This window comes from Enterococcus sp. 10F3_DIV0382 (genome assembly GCF_002140245.1).
In the GTDB taxonomy this organism is placed as follows: Bacteria; Bacillota; Bacilli; order Lactobacillales; family Enterococcaceae; genus Enterococcus_B; species Enterococcus_B lactis.
Map to the genome: position 1 here is coordinate 523878 of NZ_NGMF01000002.1, position 19545 is coordinate 543422.

General features: G+C 38.6%; 14 protein-coding genes. 11 read left to right on the plus strand and 3 right to left on the minus strand.

Going from position 1 to position 19545, the window contains the following annotated elements; all coding sequences use genetic code 11:
• Positions 1-336 precede the first annotated feature (336 nt).
• Complete coding sequence (locus A5849_RS13190; RefSeq protein ID WP_002334653.1) at positions 337-2490, plus strand: penicillin-binding protein 2; 2154 nt, start codon at positions 337-339, stop codon at positions 2488-2490.
• Positions 2491-2792: 302 nt separating this feature from the next.
• Here the strand turns inward: A5849_RS13190 and A5849_RS13195 are convergent, their stop codons facing one another.
• The gene (locus A5849_RS13195) at positions 2793-3605 is read right to left on the minus strand and encodes a Cof-type HAD-IIB family hydrolase (RefSeq protein ID WP_002310389.1); all 813 of its coding nucleotides are present in this window, start codon (positions 3603-3605) and stop codon (positions 2793-2795) included.
• A gap of 292 nt (positions 3606-3897) precedes the next feature.
• Here A5849_RS13195 and A5849_RS13200 point away from each other — a divergent pair, with 292 nt between their 5' ends.
• Positions 3898-5334 (plus strand): NCS2 family permease, encoded by a 1437-nt coding sequence (locus A5849_RS13200; RefSeq protein WP_002310391.1) that lies wholly within the window; start codon positions 3898-3900, stop codon positions 5332-5334.
• A 168-nt stretch (positions 5335-5502) separates the two neighbouring features.
• Positions 5503-6699, plus strand: coding sequence for a multidrug efflux MFS transporter (locus tag A5849_RS13205; protein WP_002310392.1), 1197 nt, complete (start codon positions 5503-5505; stop codon positions 6697-6699).
• 60 nt (positions 6700-6759) lie between these two features.
• Here A5849_RS13205 and A5849_RS13210 read toward each other — a convergent pair whose 3' ends face one another.
• Positions 6760-6945 (minus strand): YjzD family protein, encoded by a 186-nt coding sequence (locus A5849_RS13210; RefSeq protein WP_002290959.1) that lies wholly within the window; start codon positions 6943-6945, stop codon positions 6760-6762.
• A gap of 229 nt (positions 6946-7174) precedes the next feature.
• Here A5849_RS13210 and dnaE point away from each other — a divergent pair, with 229 nt between their 5' ends.
• From dnaE to pyk, 3 genes are all read left to right on the plus strand, one after another.
• A complete protein-coding gene (dnaE, locus tag A5849_RS13215) occupies positions 7175-10486 on the plus strand; it encodes a DNA polymerase III subunit alpha (protein ID WP_002310394.1) in 3312 nt (1103 codons plus the stop codon).
• A 167-nt stretch (positions 10487-10653) separates the two neighbouring features.
• The gene (pfkA, locus tag A5849_RS13220; protein WP_002310395.1) at positions 10654-11616 is read left to right on the plus strand and encodes a 6-phosphofructokinase; all 963 of its coding nucleotides are present in this window, start codon (positions 10654-10656) and stop codon (positions 11614-11616) included.
• A gap of 73 nt (positions 11617-11689) precedes the next feature.
• A complete protein-coding gene (gene pyk / locus A5849_RS13225) occupies positions 11690-13474 on the plus strand; it encodes a pyruvate kinase (RefSeq protein WP_002290965.1) in 1785 nt (594 codons plus the stop codon).
• Between the two features lie 34 nt (positions 13475-13508).
• Here pyk and A5849_RS13230 read toward each other — a convergent pair whose 3' ends face one another.
• Positions 13509-14411, minus strand: coding sequence for a LysR substrate-binding domain-containing protein (locus A5849_RS13230; protein ID WP_002310396.1), 903 nt, complete (start codon positions 14409-14411; stop codon positions 13509-13511).
• A 185-nt stretch (positions 14412-14596) separates the two neighbouring features.
• Between A5849_RS13230 and A5849_RS13235 the strand changes: the two genes are divergently transcribed.
• The 5 genes from A5849_RS13235 to A5849_RS13255 all read left to right on the plus strand — a co-directional run bounded on the left by A5849_RS13235 (position 14597) and on the right by A5849_RS13255 (position 19374).
• Positions 14597-15166, plus strand: a complete 570-nt coding sequence (locus tag A5849_RS13235; RefSeq protein ID WP_002290967.1) for a DUF177 domain-containing protein — start codon at positions 14597-14599, stop codon at positions 15164-15166.
• Positions 15167-15223: 57 nt separating this feature from the next.
• Complete coding sequence (gene rpmF / locus A5849_RS13240) at positions 15224-15403, plus strand: 50S ribosomal protein L32 (RefSeq protein WP_002290970.1); 180 nt, start codon at positions 15224-15226, stop codon at positions 15401-15403.
• A gap of 169 nt (positions 15404-15572) precedes the next feature.
• Entirely contained in the window at positions 15573-16994 is a 1422-nt protein-coding gene (gndA, locus tag A5849_RS13245) for an NADP-dependent phosphogluconate dehydrogenase (RefSeq protein WP_002290971.1), read from the plus strand.
• Positions 16995-17185: 191 nt separating this feature from the next.
• A complete protein-coding gene (locus A5849_RS13250; protein WP_002290973.1) occupies positions 17186-17872 on the plus strand; it encodes a response regulator transcription factor in 687 nt (228 codons plus the stop codon).
• A complete protein-coding gene (locus tag A5849_RS13255) occupies positions 17869-19374 on the plus strand; it encodes a HAMP domain-containing histidine kinase (protein ID WP_002310397.1) in 1506 nt (501 codons plus the stop codon). Before A5849_RS13250 ends, A5849_RS13255 begins: the two co-directional genes overlap by 4 nt.
• Positions 19375-19545: the final 171 nt, after the last annotated feature.

Genomic DNA, 19545 nt, shown 5'->3' on the forward strand with positions numbered 1-19545 from the left:
AATTCAAGACTATTTTATGGATTCAAAATAAAAAAACTAAATTTACCTTACTATTTTTGATATAAGTTTTTTTAGAATAACAACTTATAGTTTTCCACAAAGAAATGTTCTATTAAAGTGTTTCACGACTTTAGAAAGCATAATTTTCAAAAATAAGTTTAGTTTTTAATGAAAAAAATAGTTGGATATGCAACTTCAGAGGTTTGCTGTGAAACAAAAAGTTGATTTTATCTTGAAATTAGGTAAAGAATTTCTTGCTCCGTTCATTTTTTCTTTTTTATTAAGAAGTTTTTGGGTACAATGAAGCATGAATGTAAATAGGCGGAAGGATAGGAAATGATGAAAGATTTTATGAAAAAAATAGTAAATACTTCTTGGATAGAAAAAATAAGAAAAGGGGCACAAGAGCCTAAAAACAAAACGTTTCGTCGGTCGCATGTTCCTTTTCGCTTAAATTTTCTTTTTTTCATTATATTTACGTTATTTGTTGCGTTGATTGCTCGATTGGGCTATTTACAGATCGTGAATGGTGAAGAAATGGAAGCGCGAGTAAAATCTACTTCTACGATTACAGTCCAAGAAAGTACCCCTCGTGGAATGATCTACGATTCCACAGGAAAAGCGTTAGTCACAAATAAAGCGAATCAGGCAATCACCTATACGAGGGGCACACAAGTGACGGCTAAAGACCTACTTGAAATCGCAACGAAGCTGAACTCGCTGATTGATGTGCCGGCAGATGAAAATCTGACAGATAGAGATAAAAAAGATTTTTGGCTGGCTGATCCGGAACATTTGAAGGAAGTCACAAAAAGACTTTCGGCAAAAGAAAAGCAATTAGGAAACAGCGAACAATACAGCGCGATGGTCAATAAAGTAACAGATGATGAGATCAACTTAAACGAGGAACAATTAAAGATCGCTACCATCTTTAAACGGATGAACAGTGCATATGAATTAAACACGGTCTATATCAAGAACTCTGGTGTTACTGACCAAGAATTAGCTGTTGTGGCGGAACGTGCTTCTGAGCTTCCAGGAGTTTCGACAGGCACAGACTGGACACGCGAATATAACGCAGCAGATTCACTGAAAAGTATTTTAGGTAGTGTGACGACTGAAAAACAAGGACTTCCGGCAGATGAAGCAGAGAAGTATTTAGCAAAAGGTTATTCTCGAAATGATCGTGTGGGACAAAGTTATTTGGAAAAACAATATGAAGATGTCCTACAAGGAACTAAAACCCAATATGAAGTTTCTCTTGATAATGAAGGCAATGTTTCGAATCAAAAAGAAATCTTCTCTGGGGAAAAAGGTTCTAATTTAATGTTATCGATGAATGCAGAATTCCAATCAAAAGTAGAAGAAATCTTAAAAAGAAATTATCAAACATTGATCAATAACGGTAAAGCACAGTACTCGCCTGGTGCTTATGCAGTAGCCATGAATCCTCAGACCGGAGAAGTGTTAGCCATGACTGGTTTCAGTCATGAGCAAGGTTCCAAGGAAATCACCGAGAATGCTTTGGGTACGATCACTAGCGCCTTTGCTCCAGGGTCTGTAGTCAAGGCTGGTACTTTGACAGCAGGTTGGGCAAGTAACGCGATCAGCGGGAATCAAGTGTTGATTGATGAACCGATTCGTCTACAAGGTGCTTCAGAAAAAAGCTCTGTCTTTAACCGAAACGGACAAGTTGCTCTTGATGCAGTCAAAGCATTGGAATTGTCTTCCAATACGTATATGATCAAAGTGGCATTAAAGATGCTAGGACTAGACTATACTCCTGGAATGGGACTACCTAGTTTAGACGAAGAAGCTAAAGCTTATCAACAATTGAGAGACTCTTTCAAAGAATTTGGTCTTGGTACAACGACTGGGATTGATTTGCCGAATGAATCTCCTGGGATTTCACGCTCTGTTGAGTATATGAAGAAGTTCAATGCGGATAATGGCAAAGAATGGTATACTCCTGGTAACTTTACCGATTTGGCATTTGGACAGTTTGACACATATACACCGATCCAATTAGCTCAATATGCTTCAACAGTCGCTAATGGCGGGAAACGAGTACAGCCTCACCTAGTCAAAGCAATCTATGGCAATGACGAAAATGGGAATTTGGGTGAAGTGAAAAAAGAAATTGGCACGACAGTAGAAAATACGGTCAATATATCTGCAGAAAATATGGCAATCCTCCGTGAAGGATTCCATCAGGTTGTTCATGGTACCGACCCTTACACAACAGCTAAACCATTAGCCAGTGCGAAAATGGACCTTTCTGCAAAAACAGGGACTGCAGAAACGGTTGCGGAAGGTCACCCAGATATTACGACAGTCAATAGTAATATCGTGGCATACGGACCAACAGACAATCCGGAAATCGCAATCAGTGTGGTCTTGCCGAACTTATTAGATGAACAAGACCACATGAACTTGACGATTGCTAAAGAAATAATGGACGCGTATTATGATATGTTCATGGCAAAATAAAAAAGAGGTCGTGAAAAAGCCACTTAGTTTCGAGTATGAAGAAAAATTTTGTGAAAATAGCTTCTCATATTTTTGCTTAAATTTGACTTCATACCGAGAAATTGGCTTTTGAACACTATTTATCAAGAGGGTGTGAAATCAGCACCCTGATCTGAGTATTAGAGAAACAAAATGGGAAAATAGATTTTCATATTTTGCTGTTTTTGAGCTAATACCGAAGGACAGCTGATTGAGCACCGTTTACTCGGCAAAAAAGGTTGTGACAAAAATTGTCACAACCTTTTTTAGTGGAATCTAATTCTCTATTGTAGTTTAAGTAATTTTTCCAGATAAACAGCTAAACCGTCTTCTTGATTGCTCAAAGGAGTGACATCATTTGCGGTGCCTTTGAGCTGATCAGTACCATTAGCCATAGCCACTCCCCAGCCTGCATAATCCAGCAGCTCCAAATCGTTATGCTCATCACCAAAAGCAATCACGTCTTGTTGATCAATAGATAGGTAGTTAGCAATCTCTTGCACACCTTTTGCTTTTTGTATTCCTTTTGAAACAATCTCTAAGATCGCCGTAGGACCGCCCCACGTACGAACATCCACATAACTGCCAAATTGACGTGTTAATTCAGCAGATACAGCTTCTGCAAAACGCTTGTCTGTTCGGACAAGCAAAGATGTAGGATTTGTCGTCAGATTTTTAGGAGAAAGCAAGTTTTTTTCTCCAGGACGTGAAGAAGCAAAAATTTTTTCATCAAAGAAGTCAAAGCTGTCGATAAAAAAAGTATCCCGATTTTCAGCAGCGATAAAGTCTAAATTCAATTGTTTTTTTTGCGATAAGATTTCAAAAGCAATTTCACGATTAATCAATGTTTCTCTTTCGCCATCCCAATGTTGATTAGGGATATGCACCAGTGCGCCGTTAAAATTAACCATCGGTGTTGTTAACTCTAATTGTTGGTAAAATTGATGGCTCATTCGAAATGGGCGTCCAGTAGCGATACTGACATGATGACCAGCATTGATTGCTTTTTTCAGGGTTTCTTTTGTTTTAGAGGTAATCATCGAATCTTGATTGAGGGTGGTTCCGTCCAGATCGATGGCAATTAATTTTTTATTCAATAAAGGTCCTTCCTTCCTCAACTAGCATTTGTTTTAGTCTAGCATATTTTAGTTAATTAACAAGAGGAATCAGTTATTCCTAACAAAAAATACAGTTATGGCTATGTAAATAAATGAATGCGAGCTAAACACGAACATTAAGTATTGTTTTCGGTTTTTTTGTTAAAAAAACGTTGAAAAACGAATAAAACGTCTATATAATTTGAAATTGTTCGATGGATTTGCCATATTTTGCATATTTTTTATTATTATAGTTTTCCATCAGAAAAAAATTCAGGGAGTGGAACTTTTTATGGAAAAGTTTTTCGGTTTAAAGAAAAACAATACAAATGTATCAACTGAAATAATGGCGGGAGTAACGACATTCTTTGCCATGAGCTATATCTTATTCGTAAATCCGACGATTTTATCAGCATCAGGTATGCCGTTCCAAGCAGTATTTCTAGCCACAATCATTGCATCAATCATTGGTACGCTAGTCATGGGATTGTTCGCGAATGTACCATATGCTCAGGCACCTGGTATGGGATTGAACGCATTTTTCACTTTTACGGTCGTTTTTGGGCTTGGCTATTCTTGGCAACAAGCCTTGGCAATGGTTTTTATTTGCGGATTAATCAATATTTTTATTACTGTTACAAATATCCGAAAGATGATCATTCGGGCGATTCCTGAAAGTCTTCAACATGCGATTGGTGGCGGGATCGGTATTTTCGTTGCGTATGTCGGGATCAAAAATGCAGGATTTTTATCTTTTTCAGCAGACCAATCTGCTATTTCGAGTTCTGTCGTTGAAGGTGGAAAAGCAACAAATGTTACGATAAATGGCGGAATCGTTCCCGCGTTAGCCAACTTTGACAACGCACCTATCTTGTTAGCTGTGATTGGTTTGGTGCTGACAGCCATTTTAGTTGTAAAAAACGTCCGTGGTGCTATTCTTATCGGTATCGTAGCGACCACAGTCCTTGGGATTTTTATGGGTGTTGTTGATTTAAGTTCCATTGATTGGCAAACGAATTCGTTAGGCAATTCATTTAAAGAATTAGGAACAACGTTCGGTGCAGCATTTGGTTCTGAAGGAATGCAATCTTTATTCAGTGATTCTTCCAAGATCCCTCAAGTATTGATGACGATCATCGCATTCAGTTTATCTGATACATTTGATACGATCGGAACATTTATCGGTACAGGACGCCGCACAGGTATTTTCTCAAAAGAGGACGAGATCGCATTGGAAGATGGCCGCGGGTTCAAAACAAAAATGGATAAAGCGCTATTTGCCGATGCAATCGCTACTTCCGTAGGTGCTATCTTTGGTACATCAAATACAACAACTTATGTCGAATCTGCAGCTGGAATCGGGGCCGGCGGACGTACTGGTTTGACTTCAGTAGTAGTGGCAGTGCTATTCGCATTAAGTAGTCTGTTCTCCCCGCTGATCGCCATTGTACCAAATCAAGCAACTGCGCCAGCACTGATTTTGGTCGGAGTAATGATGATGGCTTCTTTCGCAGACATCAAATGGCTAGATATGGAAGAAGCTTTACCAGCCTTCTTTGCATCGATCTTTATGGGATTGTGCTATAGCATTTCTTATGGGATTGCAGCAGGATTTATTTTCTATACAATTGTCAAAGTAATCAAAGGAAAATTCAATGAAGTTTCTGTTGCTTTGTGGATTGTTGATATTTTATTCATCATCAACTTCATCATTCTAGCAACGATTTAAATAAAGAGAAGGGATTGGAACAGCATTTTTTCCGGTCTCTTTTTTTTTACATAAAAAGAACGTTACATATAAAATAATCTTTGCGGGATTTTTCTCTTTTTACTGGCGAGATCGTTGCTTGTTTATTCGAAAATAGGTATGATAAAAGAGACGAAAGAGGGATGATAGATGAAGATTAATTGGAGAAAAAATTTAGTGATTGCATGGATTGGCTGTTTTTTCACTGGTGCAAGTATTAGTTTAGTTATGCCATTCATACCAGTTTATGTTGAGCAACTAGGAACACCAAAAGATCAAATCGAATTGTTTTCGGGACTAGCAATCTCTGTTACTGCTTTTGCATCTGCCGTGGTTGCACCAATCTGGGGAAATCTAGCTGATCGAAAAGGTCGAAAACTCATGATGATCCGTGCAGCAGCTGGGATGACGTTGACGATGGGTTCTTTAGCTTTTGTGCCGAACGCGTATTGGCTTTTGATCATGCGTTTTTGGAACGGGATTTTGTCTGGGTATATTCCAAATGCAACAGCAATGATTGCTTCACAAGCGCCTAGAGAAAAGAGCGGATGGGCATTAGGAACATTATCCACCGGAGCGATTGCGGGAAATCTGATCGGACCTTCTATGGGCGGTGCATTGGCTCAGTGGTTTGGTATGGAAAATGTATTCTTGATCACAGGGGCTTTGTTGATGATCACAACGGTGTTGACCATCTTCTTAGTCAAAGAAGATTTCCATCCAATCGAGAAAAAAGATCTGATAAGCACCAAAGAAATTTTTTCAAAAATGGATCATCTCTCTATTTTGATTGGTCTCTTCATCACGACCTTGATTTTACAGATAGGGATCACTACGATCAGCCCTATTTTGACCTTATATATTCGTGAATTGAGCGGAAATACAGAAAATATCCTGTTTGTCAGCGGCTTGATTGTTTCGATAGCTGGTGTTTCCGCAGTCTTTTCTTCACCAAAACTAGGAAAACTAGGGGATAAGATTGGGAATCAAAAAGTTTTAATTGGCGGACTCATCTTATCATTTTGCTGTTATTTGCCCATGGCGTTTGTCACGACACCACTCCAATTAGGTATACTTCGTTTTATTTTAGGTTTTTCAACTGGTGCTTTGATGCCTTCTGTCAATACACTGATCAGTAAAATCACGCCACAAGAAGGGGTTAGCCGAATCTATAGCTATAATCAGATGTTCAGTAACTTTGGACAGGTTCTAGGACCCATGTTGGGGTCGACAGTTGCGCATGCTTATAATTACAGTGCTGTTTTTATTGTGACAAGTTTATTCGTCCTGTCAAATATTCTTCTTTCTCTATTCAATTTTCGTAAAGTTCTTCGCAGTAGATTATAATAGTGGTGAAAATTGGAAATAAAAAAGAGCTTGAGATATCTCAAGCTCTTGGCTGGTTTTTTACGAATGGGCAGAGGTTTCTTTTCTTGGCGCAACTGCACCAATCAAAAGGATAATGACACCCGCAATTAATGAAATGATTGTTGTCAAAGTAAAATCATATGTTCCGCTTGTTAATGCAGCACCAATATAACCGACTACTTGACCTAGAACGACAGCCCAGAATAATGTAACGATATATCGCATAAAGAACACCTCTTTTCTATCTTAATTTTACCAGATTTTCTTTGAATGTAAAGAAACGAGACTAAATCTCAATAAAATTCGAGTTCTTGTGAAAGAACTCATTTCTACAGACTAGAAGCAAGCAAATGAAGCAGAACAATTAACTTCAGCACTTGTTATTTAATGAAAGTAAAAGGATCATACCTTTTAACGCTAGTGAATTTTAACGAAAAAAAAGGCGGAATGCAAGATGTTTTTCCCACAACTTTATACAATTACTTCTTATTCTCTTTTACAAAGTACGATCCGTATTCGAGAATATGTACAAGAAGCAAAAAAACAAGGCTACACTTCATTAGCCATAACGGATAAAGATGTCTTATACGGTGCACCTGAATTCTATCGTATTTGTGTAGAAGAAGAAATACAGCCAATCATTGGATTACATCTTAGTTATACTTATGAAGAAAAAAATTATGGTTTGCTTGCGTACGCAAAAGATGAGACAGGTTATCAGCAACTGATGAAACTTTCCAGTCGAAAAATGATCCAAGAAAAAATGGCACTTGATGATATGATAGAAACCGACCATCTAGTGTTTGTCGTTCCGGCAACTCATTCTGTTTCTGAGGCTTTCAATAAAGAGGAACATTTTTTCAGTCATTGGCAGTTTTTGCTTGAAAATGTTTTTACTAAAGATTTTTATATCGGCTTGTCAGAAAACACGCCTAATCAATTGCCTGAATGGTATCAGTATGTGACAAAAGAAAATTATCCGCTTTGTGCATTGCATCCAATCGCTAGTTTACAGCAAGAAGACCTTTTTGCGCTTGAAGTGATGAAGCATATCAAAGAGGGAAGTCAGATGCCTTTAGAAAGTTTATCTGCACCTTTACCATCAGCAAATGGTTACCTGATTTCAGAACAAGAAATGATCAAACGATTCGAAGAAGCAGGTCTTTCACAAGCTGTAATAGGTGCTCAGCGCTTAGCTGAATCGATTTCATTTGAATTTCAGTTTCATCAGAAATTACTCCCGCATTATCCCGTCCCTCAGGGAAAACAAGCTGGAGAATATTTAAGAGAGCTATGCTACTCGCAAGTAGAACATCGGATCGTTGATTATACAAAGGAGTACCGAGAACGTTTGGACTATGAGTTATCTGTCATCCATCAAATGGGATTCGATGATTATTTCCTGATCGTATGGGATGTAATGGCTTTTGCTCATAGAAATAAAATCGTTACCGGTGCAGGCCGTGGTTCTGCTGCTGGTTCATTAGTAGCCTATGTGTTAGAAATCACAGATGTGGATCCATTAGAGTATGACTTGCTATTCGAACGATTTTTAAATCCTGAACGTTTTACGATGCCGGATATTGATTTGGATATTCCTGACAACCGACGTGAGGAAGTATTGAATTATGTTCGAGAAAAGTATGGACAATATCACATGGCGCAAATCGCGACATTTGGTACAATGGCTGCAAAAATGGTTCTTAGAGATGCAGCTAGAGTGTTTGGTCTGTCACAAAGTGAAGCAAACCGCTGGTCAAAAGCAATACCAAACCAACTGAAAATCACATTGACCCAAGCTTACAAAACATCGCGTCAACTAGTAGAATTAGTTCAGGCAAGCGAAAAAAACCAACTTTTATTCAAAACCGCAGTGATTTTAGAAGGATTGCCAAGACACGTTTCGACTCACGCAGCAGGGGTAGTTATCAGCGATAGGAATCTACTTGAATTAGTACCGCTCCAACGCGGTTCTGATGAAGCTTTTCTGACTCAGTATACGATGAATGAGGTAGAAGCCATCGGTCTTTTGAAAATGGACTTTCTAGGACTACGTAACTTATCGATTATTGATTTTACTTTAAAGGCTGTTAAGCGAGTAGAAGGGCAGGAAATCCGATTAAAAGAGATCCCATTAAATGATGCAAAAACGCTACCCTTGTTTCAACGAGGCGAAACTTCAGGAGTATTTCAATTTGAATCCGCTGGTATTCGAAACGTTTTACGAAGATTAGGACCAGAAAACATCGAAGATATTGCCGCAGTCAATGCGTTGTATCGTCCAGGTCCTATGCAAAATATCGATACTTTCATTGCCAGAAAAAAAGGAAAAGAAGCCATTCGCTACCCCGATGATTCACTGATCCCGATTTTGAAAAACACATACGGGGTGATTGTCTATCAGGAACAAATCATGCAGATTGCCTCGACTATGGCTGGATTTACATTAGGACAGTCAGATATTTTGAGGCGGGCAGTTAGTAAAAAGAAAAAAGACGTATTAGATGAAGAAAAGTCGCATTTTGTATCAGGAGCATTACAACAAGGATATTCGGAAAAAACAGCAGTGACTGTATATGAATATATTGAAAAATTTGCAAACTATGGATTCAATCGGTCGCATGCATTTGCTTATTCCTTCGTGGGATTCCAAATGGCATATCTAAAGGCTCATCATCCAGGAGCTTTCTTTACCAGTCTAATGAATTCTGTTCGGCATAACACAACGAAATTGAAAGAATATATTGCAGAAGCACGTAAAAATAAACTCAAACTTTCTTCACCATCCATCAATCAAAGCAATTATAGTTTTGAGTTGGTCAATAAGGAAGAAATCAGATTCGGGCTGACAGCGATAAAAGGCATCCGACGTGATTTTGTAGAAGATGTATTGAATGAAAGAAAACAAAATGGCCCGTTCAAGTCAGTAGATCAATTCCTCATACGGATCGATAAGCGGTGGCTGAAATTAGAGTTACTGCAATCACTGACAGCAGTAGGTGTTTTTGATGAATTATCTCCTAACAGGAAACAGTTGATGCTTGATCTCGAAGGAAAAATCCAAAATATCGTTTACAGCGGTGGCAGTCTAGATTTGCTAGGAATCATGGCATTAAAAGAAGAAGAAGTTGCTGACTATACACTAGAAGAACGACTGAAGCTGGAAGAGGAATACTTAGGTGTTTATTTGTCAGGACATCCTGCAGAAGGGTTTGACCGACTTCGTTTAGCTAAACAGGTTCAGCTGATTACAGATATCGTTCCTAATCAACCAGTCAATTTACTATTGATGATAAAGGAAGTTAGAGAGATTCGGACAAAAAAAGGCGAACTGATGGCCTTCGTGGAAGGAACCGATAGTAGCGGAGAAATTTCTGTCACGGTTTTTCCAACTCTTTATCGAAAATATCGTAACCTGTTTGCAGTTGATCAAGTGATTTTTGTTCAAGGGCGTAGCGAAATCAGCAAATATAACCAGGAACTACAATTGATTGGAGAAAGCTTTGCTGATCCTCGTCAGTTAGAAACACAGTATCCTTCACAAACGTGCTATTTGCGTATAACAGAAGAACGGGAAGACCCTGAGATAATGAAACAATTACAAGGGATTTTTCAGAAACACCCAGGATATATTCCAGTAATTATGTACCACGAAAAAACACAACGAAAAGTTGTTCTGTCAGATGCTTATTGGGTGGATGACAGCAAGAGTATAAAGGGACAACTTGTTTCTCTACTTGGCGAAGATAATGTGGTTTTCAAATAACTTACGGTAAAAAATACTACTTGCTTTCATTTTTTTTCATTTTTTTATCCGTAAATCAAGACAAGCGAGAAAAATAATGTTAGAATGTTAGTCGTGGTTAACGCAAAAATGGTTGTAAACCTAAGTTATACTTAGGATAAAGTATTTTAATGAGGTGAATGTTTATTATGAAACGCATCGGAATTTTGACCAGTGGCGGAGACGCACCTGGAATGAATGCAGCTGTTCGTGCCGTTGTTCGTAAAGGTATTTACGAAGGACTGGAAGTATACGGGATCAATTATGGGTTTGCCGGTTTAGTTGCTGGAGATATTCGTCGTCTTGATGTGGCAGATGTAGGTGACAAGATCCAACGTGGTGGTACATTCTTGTATTCTGCACGTTATCCAGAATTTGCAACTGAAGAAGGTCAATTAAAAGGAATCGAACAATTGAAAAAATTCGGGATCGAAGGTCTAGTGGTTATCGGAGGAGACGGTTCTTATCATGGCGCAATGGCTTTGACAAAACGTGGATTCCCAGCAGTAGGTATTCCTGGAACAATCGATAATGATATTCCTGGTACTGACTTCACAATCGGTTTTGATACAGCAATCAATACAGTGCTAGAATCAATTGACCGTATTCGTGACACAGCGACTTCTCATGTTCGTACATTCGTTATCGAAGTAATGGGACGCAATGCAGGTGACATCGCTTTATGGTCAGGTGTAGCTGGCGGAGCAGATGAAATCATCATCCCAGAACATGATTTTGATATGGCTTCAGTTGCTAAAAAAATCCAAGAAGGCCGTGATCGTGGGAAGAAACATTGCTTGATCATCTTGGCTGAAGGTGTAATGGGCGGAAATGAATTCGCTGAAAAACTTTCAGAATTTGGCGACTATCATACACGTGTATCTATCTTGGGACACGTTGTCCGTGGTGGAGCACCAAGCGCACGCGACCGCGTCTTAGCAAGTAAATTCGGTGCTTACGCTGTCGAATTGCTTCAAGAAGGAAAAGGTGGATTATGTGTCGGTATCCATGACAACGAAATCGTTGCAGCTGACATCATTGATACACTAGAAAACAACAAGCATAAACCAGACTTATCATTATATGATCTAAATAATTCACTTTCATTTTAAGAGTGAAAGAAACCAAGCTATTTAAGCTGTGTACAGCTTTAAATAAACAAAATTGAATGGGAGAGTTTTTTAAATGAAAAAAACCAAAATCGTTAGTACATTAGGACCAGCAAGTAACTCAGTAGAAATTATTTCTCAATTGATTGAATCTGGGGCAAATGTCTTCCGCTTTAACTTTTCTCATGGTGACCATGAAGAACAATTATCACGTATGACTATGGTCCGTGAAGCAGTTAAAAAGACAGGAAAAGATGTCGGTATTCTTTTAGATACAAAAGGAGCTGAAATCCGTACAACTGTTCAAGGCACAACAGAAGCTGATTTTGGTCGTGCAGGATACATCAAATTTGAAGTAGGAGATCAAACACGCATCTCTATGGATCCTGAACATGTAGGTTCAAAAGAAAAAATCGCGGTTACTTACCCAGGATTATTTGACGATGTTCACGTAGGCGGACACGTTTTATTCGATGATGGCTTGATCGACATGGAAATCATTGAAAAAGACGAAGCAAACCGTGAATTAGTCGTAGAAGTTAAAAATGCAGGTATGCTAGGATCACGTAAAGGAGTAAATGCACCAGGCGTTTCTATCAGTTTGCCAGGTATTACTCCAAAAGATGCTGACGATATTCGTTTTGGTTTAGATAACGATATCGACTTTATCGCTGCAAGTTTTGTACGTAAAGCACAAGACGTTCTAGATATTCGCGAAATTTTAGAAGAAAAAGACATGACTCATGTTCAAATCTTCCCTAAAATCGAATCTCAAGAAGGTATCGACAACATTGACGAAATCATCAAAGTTTCTGACGGTGTTATGATTGCCCGTGGAGATATGGGTGTGGAAATCCCAGCTGAACTAGTACCAATGGTTCAAAAACGTATCATCAAAAAATGTAACGCTGCTGGTATCCCAGTTATCACTGCTACACAAATGTTAGAATCAATGCAAGAAAACCCACGTCCAACACGTGCGGAAGCTTCTGACGTTGCCAATGCTGTATTTGACGGAACAGATGCAACAATGTTATCTGGTGAATCTGCAAACGGAGACTACCCAGTTGAAGCTGTTTCAACAATGGCACGTATCGACCAAGAAGCTGAAAATGCATTATCAGAATTAGGTACATTCCAATTGAACGAATTCGATAAAACAGATGTAACTGAAACAATCGGTTTATCTGTAGCTCGTGCTGCAAAAAATCTAGGGGTCAAAACAATCGTTGCTGCAACTGAATCAGGCTACACTGCAAAAATGATTTCAAAATATCGCCCAGATGCAGATATCTTGGCTGTTACTTTTGACGAACGCACAAAACGTGGTTTGATGTTAAACTGGGGTGTTTACCCAACAGTTGCTGAAAAACCATCAACAACTGATGAAATGTTTGAACTAGCAGCTAAAAAAGCTGTTGAATTAGGTTTCGCATCAGAAGGCGATTTAATCTTGATCACTGCTGGTGTACCAGTTGGCGAACGCGGAACAACTAACGTGATGAAAATTCAAATGATTGGTTCTAAATTATTAGAAGCTCAAGGCGTTGGACAAAAATCTGTCGTTGCAAATGCAGTTATTGCTTCATCTGCTGAAGAAGCTGTAAAAAAAGCAAAAGACGGAATGGTTCTAGTTGTACCATCAACTGACAAAGAATACATGCCTGCAATCGAAAAAGCAGCTGCTGTTATCGTTGAAGAAGGCGGATTGACTTCTCACGCTGCAGTTGTAGGAATTGCACAAGATATTCCTGTAATCGTTGGTGCTAAAGGCGCAACAACAACAATTACTGATGGCGAATTGATTACTGTTGATTCACGTCGCGGCATCGTTTACCGTGGCGAAACAACAGCTATCTAATTTAGCTTAATACAAAATAAAAACAGCTCTTCATTTACGAAGAGCTGTTTTTTTGTGCTGTAACGAATTCATGGATGACTTGGACTACTTGTTCTTGAAGCGGTGTGACAAGCTGTTGTGTTCGTTTTGCCAATGAAATCAAGAAGCGAGGCTGAACTTCGTCTGAAAGTGGGAGGCAAACTAAATGATCTTCAGGATGTACAGCAATCTCTGTCAAAAAACCGATACCAACATTTTCACGGATCATACTCTTTAAAATCGTCAAATCATTGCTTTGATAAACAACTTTTGGTTGAGTGTGTGTTTGTTTAGAAAGTTTAGTGAATGCTGCTGGGTGGACATAATGTTCGTTCAATAACACAAACTGTTCATCTGATATATCTTTGAAAGAGACCGCCTTCTGCTGGGCCAGAGGGTGAGTAGGCGGAACGACGATCATGAAACGTTTATCCAAAAGCAATTCTGTTTCTAAATATTGATCTACGATTGGCTGTGTTGAGCCTAATACGGCTAAATCGATCCTCCCTTGACGGATCATTCCATATAAGTCCCGAGAGCCTCCATCGGTGATTTCAATCTGATTCATCAACTCATGCTTGATAAAGTAACCTGACAGTTTTGGAAAGTACTCATTGCCGATAATAGGCGGCAAGCCAAAACGCAGCTTTTTCTTTTGTAACTGAGTGATTTCAGCCCTTGCAGTAGAAATCTCTTGGAGAATAGTTTGTGCATGGAGAAACAGCTGCTTTCCAGAAGGTGTGACGATTAATTCGTGATGCGAACGATCTCTTGTGATAAGTACGGCGTCAAACTCTTTTTCAAGACGTTGTAATGCATATGTAATAGTAGGTTGGCTCACACGGAAATAATTAGCCACTTTCGTAAAGTTTTTTTGTTTGACGATTTGGACGTAGTATTCAATATCTTTCGTGTTCATAAAGATCATCCGCTCCTTTGATAGAATAATGATTATTGTAAATGATTCTGAAGATGATAGCAAATAGAGGCTTTCTGTTAAAGATATTTCTGTTTTTTTATGAACTGCAAGGTGTCAAGAAAATTTCATTGACAACATGGTTTTTGCCCTGTATAATTGCTTTTGTTGCTTAGGAGTGATGAAAAATGAAATGGTCTTTATTGGAATTGAGAAAATACCAGGAGACACCGTTAACTTTTCATGAGACGCTCGACTTGAAAGCCGCTCTCATGAAGCGAGACAATTTAATACTTGATGTTGCGCCAGTGGAAGTCGAAGGTTTGGTCTCAGTTGATAAGAAAGGCTATATCGTTCATTACACTGTGCAGACGACTTTGACAGTTCCTTCAACACGTTCGCTAGAACCTGTTGAACTGCCGATGGATTTTTCTGTAGACGAAGTATTCATGACAGAAGAACAATTCCAAAGCAGAGATGAGCAAATGTCTGCAGATGAGATTTTGCTGATTGAAGGTCCGTTATTGAATTTAGCAGAGTCAATTGAAGACAACATCTTATTGGCGATTCCGATGCGGGTATTGACGAAAGAAGAGGAAGCAGCAACAGAACTTCCAAAAGGCAATGATTGGGAAGTTGTTTCCGAAGAAGAATACCAACGCAGAAAAATGGAAGAAGCCGAGAATAAAATTGATCCTCGTCTTGCAAAACTATCTGAACTTTTTGATTCTGAATCAAAAAACGACGATAACAAGTAAGATTGGAATATATTGTATCTATTATAGGTGCAAGACTTTACAAGGAGGTGTAGCAAAATGGCAGTACCAGCTAGAAGAACATCAAAAGCTAAAAAAGCAAAACGTCGTACACACTACAAGTTGACAATCAAAGGATTAAACGAATGTCCAAACTGTGGTGAAATGAAAAAAAGCCATCACGTATGTGCAAATTGTGGTTACTATGATGGTAAGGACGTAATGTCAAAAGAAGCTTAATACATTTTAATTAGAAAATGTAAAACCTCAAGGCTAACCATGGAGCCTTGAGGTTTATTTTTTTATAAGCGGTAAATAAAAAATATGTTGTTCTTTAGTTTGCAATGTAGCCGTGTTAAGCTATAATGTAAGAGATTAGGGAGAAATCCCGTATGTAGGAGGAGTTCATATGTCAAAACAACAAATCGGCGTTGTCGGTATGGCCGTTATGGGTAAAAATCTAGCCTTGAATATAGAAAGCCGCGGCTATTCAGTGGCCTTATTCAACCGTACAGGGGCTAAAACAACCGCTGTAGTAGAAGAACACCCAGATAAAAATTTCAAAGCAACGTACACAATCGAAGAATTTGTAGAATCAATCGAAAAACCACGTCGGATTCTTCTGATGGTCAAAGCAGGACCAGCAACAGATGCAACAATCCAAGAGTTGCTTCCTCACCTTGATAAAGGCGATATTCTGATTGACGGAGGAAATACATTCTTTAAAGATACGATGCGTCGTAATGAAGAATTAGCCAACTCTGGTATTAACTTTATCGGTACAGGCGTTTCCGGCGGTGAAGAAGGAGCTTTAAAAGGACCTTCAATCATGCCTGGTGGACAAAAAGAAGCGTATGAGCTAGTTGCACCAATCTTAGAGCAAATTTCTGCAAAAGCAGAAGACGGAGCACCATGTGTTACCTATATTGGCCCAAACGGAGCCGGACACTATGTGAAAATGGTACACAACGGTATTGAGTATGGAGATATGCAACTGATTGCTGAATCTTATGACTTGATGAAGAATATTTTAGACCTTTCAGTAGAAGAAATGGCTGATATCTTTAAAGAATGGAATCAAGGTGAATTAGACAGCTACCTGATCGAAATCACAGCTGACATCCTGACTCGAAAAGACGATGAAGGCACAGGTAAACCAGTCGTAGATGTGATCCTTGATGCAGCTGGAAATAAAGGAACAGGTAAATGGACAAGCCAAAGTGCGCTTGACTTAGGCGTGCCACTTCCATTGATTACTGAATCTGTATTTGCTCGTTACATTTCTGCTTATAAAGAAGAACGCGTACAAGCAAGTAAAATTTTGTCTCGCACGAACGATTTTGAGTTCACAGGAGACAAAAAAGAATTGGTCGAAAAAATCCGAGAAGCGTTGTATTTCAGTAAAATCATGAGTTATGCTCAAGGATTTGCTCAATTACGTGTCGCTTCAAAAGAATTTGATTGGGATTTGCCATTTGGCGAAATCGCAAAAATCTGGCGCGCTGGATGTATCATCCGAGCTCGATTCTTGCAAAAAATCACGGATGCTTATGACAAAAATCCTGAGATCGAAAATTTATTGCTAGATGATTATTTCGTTGAAATCACGAAAAAATATCAGCAATCAGTCCGAGACGTCGTTGCCTTGGCTGTCCAAGCTGGCGTACCTGTACCAACTTTCTCATCAGCCATCGCTTACTTCGATTCATACAGAGCAGAACGTCTGCCTGCAAATATAATCCAAGCCCAACGCGATTACTTTGGCGCACACACATATGAACGTGTCGACAAAGAAGGAATCTTCCATTACTCATGGTACCATGAAGAATAATAGTCTTTCGGCTGTTAGGAAATGAGAAAATAAAAAGAGGACGAAAGAGCTGAAGTCAATTGTTATGAGTAGACTTCAGCTCTTTTTTAAAACTGCTATTCATGATAAAATGACTATAGATTTTTAAGCAGATTATCGGTATAATGATAGAGTTTTTAAAAAGCCAGTAGATAGAAAGGATAAAATAATAAATGAGTAATATTCTAATCATTGAAGATGAAAAGAACTTAGCTCGATTTGTCGAGCTAGAGTTGAAGCATGAAGGGTATAACGCAGAAGTCCATTACAACGGTCGTACTGGTTTAGATGCGGCATTAAATAATGAGTGGGATGCCATATTGTTGGACCTGATGCTTCCAGAATTGAACGGTTTAGAAGTCTGCAGACGCGTACGCCAAGTCAAAAATACACCAATCATTATGATGACTGCAAGAGATTCTGTAATTGATCGTGTATCGGGACTTGACCATGGAGCAGATGACTACATCGTCAAACCATTTGCTATCGAAGAACTATTAGCGCGTCTTCGAGCATTGTTGCGTCGAATCGATATTGAAGGTGACAAAAATGTGGCAAAACAAACCACTATTACTTATCGTGATTTGACTATCGAAAAAGAAAACCGTGTCGTACGTCGCGGAAACGAAGTAATTGAACTAACAAAAAGAGAATACGAATTGCTACTTACTTTAATGGAAAACGTGAACGTGGTATTAGCACGTGATGTTTTACTAAATAAAGTGTGGGGATACGAAACGGAAGTTGAAACAAACGTAGTGGATGTATATATTCGTTATCTTCGCAATAAAATTGACGTTCCAGGGGAGGAAAGCTATATCCAAACTGTCCGCGGAACAGGTTATGTGATGCGCTCGTGATAAAGCCGAAAAAATCGGAAAAAAGAGAACTGAAAGGGCCCTCCTTGACAATCAAGTGGGCCTTTGCGAGTTCTTTCTTCATATTCGTCGTATTTACAATTTTTGCGGTCATTACCTATAAATCATCTATCAATCTGATTGTTGCAAAAGAAAGAAACAATGTAGAACGTACGATTTCAGAAGTAGCCTCTCGTTTGGCTAACTCGGATGAAGAACTGACATTAGTGAATACGTATCGTAATCTGACAAAAGCGACAAATGACGGAGATGAGGTCATAGATCATACTTCACTGGTCGAAGGAAACTTAATGAAGATTGATTCCTTTATAGCTGAGCTAGGGCAGCCTTCGATGGATCTTTATGTGTATGATTTAGATGAGAACTTGATTTTCAAAACTCACGAAAACAGTCGAAACTTGATCCAAACAACACGTAAAGTGCCAACGATTGTTACACTAGAAGGGAAAACTGGCTTTTTATCTATACAGCCTATATATTCTAAAGGAACAAGAGAAAAGATTGGTTATGCGCAAAGCTTCTATGAATTATCTTCTTTCTATGATATCCGAAATAAGCTATTATTGACTCTTATTGTTTTAGAAGTCGTTTCTTTGATTTTAAGTAGTATTTTAGGTTTCTTTTTATCTTCTTACTTCTTGAAACCACTCAAGGTACTCAGAGATACAATGGATACTATACGTAAAGATCCGCAATCAGATATCCACATGCCTGAAATCGACACGAATGATGAATTGGCAGATTTAGCTGAAATATTCAATGAGATGCTTGACCGCATGCGTTTGTATATCGAACAACAAGAGCAGTTCGTGGAAGACGTCTCTCATGAGTTAAGAACTCCTGTAGCAATCATTGAAGGGCATCTTAGTCTGCTAAATCGTTGGGGGAAAGATGATCCTGAAATATTGGAAGAATCATTAAGCGCCAGCATGCAAGAAATCAGCCGCATGAAAAGCTTAGTTCAAGAGATGCTAGACTTATCTAGAGCAGAACAAGTAGATGTCCATTATGCAAATGAAACAACTAAAGGAAAAGAAGTCACCTATCAAGTTTATAATAATTTCAAGATATTATACCCAGACTATGTGATTACTTTAGATGATGATTTGACAAAAGAAGTGACCCTGCAAATTTATCGTAATCACTTTGAGCAATTAATCATTATCATATTGGATAACGCAGTAAAGTATTCAACTACACGAAAAGAAGTCCATATCTCTATTTCTTCTACTCTGAATGAATTTGAGATTGCTATACAGGACTTTGGTGAAGGGATACCCAAAGAAGACCTTAATAAGATCTTCAATCGTTTTTATCGTGTGGATAAAGCGAGGGCTAGAACGAAGGGCGGAAATGGTCTGGGATTGTCTATCGCAAAACAATTGGTTGAAAACTACAAAGGTCGTATCTTAGCAGAAAGCGTAGTTGGGCAAGGGACTATCTTTAGAATTTTTATTCCTATCGCAAAAACAGAAGACAAGTAAAGCATGTGCTTTGCTTGTTTTTTATATTATCGATTAAGAAAGAAGAAGCCAAATAAAAGCAGATAAGAAATTTAGGATGGTCATTATAAAGAAATCTAGCGAACAATAAAATAGAATAACATTCGTTGGTAAATTGTAAATAGCTTTTAGGTGAACAAAAAACAATAAAAA